Consider the following 4142-nt stretch of genomic DNA (forward strand, 5'->3'; position numbering starts at 1 on the left):
AACCAAGCAGGGTGGTAGCGCGGGGTTTATGCAGAATCTCGTCCCTAATATCAAGGGGCGGGCTTTTTTAGTTTATATGATATTTTTAACGCTACAGGATTAATAATTATGCCTGAACTTACAACTTTACTGGCTTTTTCTTTCGCCTCTTTTGTGCTGGCGATTACGCCCGGACCGGCTATGATTCTGATTATTTCCAGCACCGTCTCCCAGAATTTCAAAGCGGGGTTGGTAACTGCCATAAGTTCCGGTTTGGGCTTGTATTTACATGCGGTGGCGGTGGCGTTTGGTTTGTCGGCTTTGTTGCTGGCTGTGCCGGTTGCCTTTGATGTTATCAAAATAGCGGGAGCGTTATATCTGATTTATTTAGGCTTGCAAACTATTCTTAGCAAAGCCGCCTTGTTGGATGTAGAGGACGAGAACCGCGTTGATGCCAGTTCAAAATCGCTTATTTATCAGGGGTTGACGGCGGCAGTGCTGAACCCGAAAGTGGCGCTTTTCTTTATGGCTTTTCTGCCTCAGTTCGTCAGACCAGAGCGGGGCGAAGTCACCGGGCAGATATTGTTTCTGGGCATTATCTTTACGCTGGTGGTAACACTCGTTGGGTTGGGAATTGCGCTGGCTGCCAGTTATGCCGCCGCGCTATTAAAAAGAAATCGCACTGTGGTTAAGGTGCAAAACTGGGTATTTGGCAGCGTTTTTATCGCTTTTGGCGCACAATTATTTTTTGCCGAACATAAATAAAAATACTAAACTTGAATTGATAAGGATACCAAATGTCAAAAATATTCAAAGAAGTGGATACAAAAACCAGCTTTCCGGCACTGGAAGAAGAAGTGCTAGATTTCTGGCAACAATCTGACATCTTCAAAAAATCATTGGAAGCTCGCAAAAATGGGACGCGCTACGTATTTTATGAGGGACCCCCAACTGCAAACGGTCGCCCCGGTATTCATCATGTGCTGGCGCGTGTTTTCAAAGACCTTTTCCCACGCTATAAAACCATGAAGGGTTATTATGTGCCGCGCCGGGGCGGTTGGGATACGCACGGTTTGCCCGTAGAACTGGAAGTGGAAAAGAAGCTTGGTTTCACCGGGAAACAGGACATCGAGAAATATGGCATTGCCGAATTTAACAAGCTGTGCAAGCAATCCGTCTGGGAATATGTGCAGGAATGGGCGCGACTGACCGAGCGCATCGGCTTCTGGGTTGATTTGGAAAACGCCTATATCACCTACGAGAATAATTACATTGAGTCCTGTTGGTGGATAATGAAAACCTTGTGGGATAAAAACCTGCTGTTTCAGGACTATAAAGTGACGATGCACTGTCCGCGCTGCAATACCAGCCTCGCAGACCACGAAGTATCGCAGGGTTTCAAGGACGATGTGGACGACCCCTCGGTGTATGTACGTATGCGCCTGAGCGAAGAAGAAGCTAAACGGTTGCCTTTCGATGCGGCTGGCAAACCCGTTTCATTCATGATATGGACAACCACTCCTTGGACTTTGCCTGCCAACGCTGCCGTTGCGCTGAAAGCAGACGGGGATTATGTGCTGGCTGATTTGGGCGAGGAATGTTTGATAGTGGCAGAGGTGCTGGCAGCCAATCTTTTTGGGGCGCAGAAAGATGAGAACGGCGAGGAGCGTTGGTTGGTGCGTGGCGCTGCCAAAGGTTCGGCGTTGGTGGGCTTCAAATACCAACCGCTCTATAGTGGCGTGGGCGACGGCGGCAAGACGGTTGACCTTGGCAATGCCTACTACACCCTCAATGATGAAATCGTGGAGATAAACCCCGCCGACCATGACAGTACAGGTCTGGTGCATATTGCGCCTGCCTATGGTGATTTGGATGTGGGGCGTAAAGCGGGATTGCCTACCCTGTTCTCGGTTAATTTATCCGGGAACGTGATAAACGCCTTCCCGCAATTTGAGGGCAAGTTCTATAAGAAAGCCGACCCTGACATCACCCGCGACCTCAAGGAACGCGCCTTGCTGTGGAAAAGTGGGCGGGTAAAACATAACTATCCTTTCTGCTGGCGCTGCGATACGCCCTTGCTTTACTACGCCAAATCAAGTTGGTATATCCGCACTACCCAGTTTAAGGAAACGTTGGTAAGCAGCAACCGCCAGATAAACTGGTATCCCGACCACATAAGGGAAGGGCGTTTCGGGAACTGGCTTGAAAATAACGTGGATTGGGCTCTCAGTCGCGAGCGCTATTGGGGCTGCCCGATGCCAATCTGGCGTTGTGACAAGACCGGGCAATATGAGTGTATTGGGGGCGTGGCGGAACTAAGCCAAAAAACCGGACGCGATTTGAGTGAACTTGACTTGCACCGTCCTTATGTGGATGAGGTAACGTATCCCTCGCCTTTTGCGGAGGGTGGCACTATGCGCCGCCTTACCGAAGTGGTGGACGTGTGGTTCGAATCGGGCGCGATGCCTTACGCGCAACAACACTATCCTTTTGAGAACCAAGATGAATTTGCCAAAGATTTCCCGGCAGATTACATCTGCGAGGCTGTTGACCAAACTCGCGGCTGGTTCTACAGCTTGCACGCGCTGGGGGTGGCGCTATTCGGGCAGAATGTTTTTAAGAACGTCATCTGTTTGGGGCATATTCTTGATGGCGAAGGTCAGAAGATGAGCAAGAGCAAGGGAAACGTGGTAAGCCCTTGGGATGTGGTAAATGCTCAAGGCGCAGATGCTTTGCGTTGGTATCTCTATACTGCCACTCCGCCGGGACAGCCGCGCCGCTTTAGTCAAGATTTAGTTAGTGAGAGTATCCGGCGTTATTTCTTGACGCTGTGGAATACTTATAGCTTCTTTGTGACTTACTCGAATCTGGATCAGCCTGACCTGCATGCGGAACAAATCCCGGTGAGCGAACGCCCGCTAATAGACCGCTGGTGTCTGTCACGCCTGAATGCGCTGGTACGCGATGTAACGGCAATGATGGATGATTACGATGTCACAGGGTCTGCCCGCGCTATCGAAAATTTTGTGGATGACCTGAGCAACTGGTATGTGCGTCGCAACCGCCGCCGCTTCTGGAAGAGTGAGGGCGATGCCGATAAATTGGCGGCTTACCAGACGCTTTATACTGCGCTGGTGACGGTGGCTAAACTTAGCGCACCTTTCACGCCTTTTGTTAGTGAGGCTCTCTATCGCAATCTGGCGTTGTCGCTTGAACCCAACGCGCCGGAAAGCGTCCACCTTACTGATTATCCGGTGTCGGATGAGAGCTTGATAGATGAGCAACTTTTGAAGGATACTGCCAGCGTTATCAAGGTGGTAAGCCTTGGTCGTGCCGCTCGCAGCGTCTCAAAGCTCAAAGTACGGCAACCCTTGCTGGAAGTGTTGGTTAAACCGCGCAATTCGGCAGAACAGGCAGGGTTGGAACGATTCAAGCAGCAGGTATTAGAAGAGTTGAACGTTAAGGACATGAAGTTGGTGGAAGCGGGCAGCGAAATAATGAACTTTGTTATCAAAGCCAACTTCAAGCTGTTAGGACCAAAGCTCGGTAAAAAATTGCCGGAGGTGCAAAAAGCGTTAGCAGCGGTGGACGGTAGCGAAATAGCCGCTAAAGTCAAAGCGGGACAGAATATCAGCGTGATGTTAGCGGACGGCGAAATGCTAGAGCTAATCCCAGAGGAAATATTGGTTGAAGCAAAACAAAAAGAGGGCTACGCGGTTATTGAGGATAGCGGGTATGTGGTCGCGCTCAACAAAAACATCAGCGCGGAACTAAAGCGCGAAGGCACGATGCGCGACATGGTGCGTTTCATCCAACAGGCGCGTAAGGATGCCGGTTTTAATATCAGCGATATTATCTCTACATACTACACGGTGGTAGAAGATAGCGATGGTACTCTGGCAGATTTAAGCGAGACTCTTGCTGATTCTGAAAACGCACGCTATATCATGAGCGAAACGCTTTCTAGCGTCTTACAGGTAGGGGACGCGCCTGAAGGTGCGTTTACTCAGTTACTCGATATAGAGGGCGCAAGTCTCAAGCTTGGTTTGGTCAAGAACTAATCTAGTAAAAGCGGGCGGTTCGTATCCCAATCCGGGTACAAACGAACCCAGGGCTTTTGCAAAGTCAGGGAGTAAGTTCAGAAGGCTAGGAGATTTGAAAGA

Annotated in this window: 2 protein-coding genes; both read left to right on the forward strand. The window is 49.9% G+C overall.

Annotation, left to right across the window (positions count from 1 at the left end):
* Positions 1-108 precede the first annotated feature (108 nt).
* Positions 109-744 carry a LysE family translocator gene (locus WCK19_RS18235; RefSeq protein ID WP_342398833.1) on the forward strand — a complete coding sequence of 212 codons (636 nt, stop codon included), beginning with the start codon at positions 109-111 and terminating at the stop codon, positions 742-744.
* 32 nt (positions 745-776) lie between these two features.
* Positions 777-4040 carry an isoleucine--tRNA ligase gene (gene ileS, locus WCK19_RS18240; RefSeq protein WP_342398834.1) on the forward strand — a complete coding sequence of 1088 codons (3264 nt, stop codon included), beginning with the start codon at positions 777-779 and terminating at the stop codon, positions 4038-4040.
* Positions 4041-4142 lie beyond the last annotated feature (102 nt).

Origin of the sequence: Candidatus Chlorohelix sp. (genome assembly GCF_037138995.1) — a bacterium.
GTDB lineage: Bacteria > Chloroflexota > Chloroflexia > Chloroheliales > Chloroheliaceae > Chlorohelix.

Coding starts and splice junctions, on each gene's coding strand:
- WCK19_RS18235 (WP_342398833.1), top strand. CDS start 109: ATGCCTGAACTTACAACTTTACTGGCTTTTTCTTTCGCCTCTTTTGTG.
- ileS (WP_342398834.1), top strand. CDS start 777: ATGTCAAAAATATTCAAAGAAGTGGATACAAAAACCAGCTTTCCGGCA.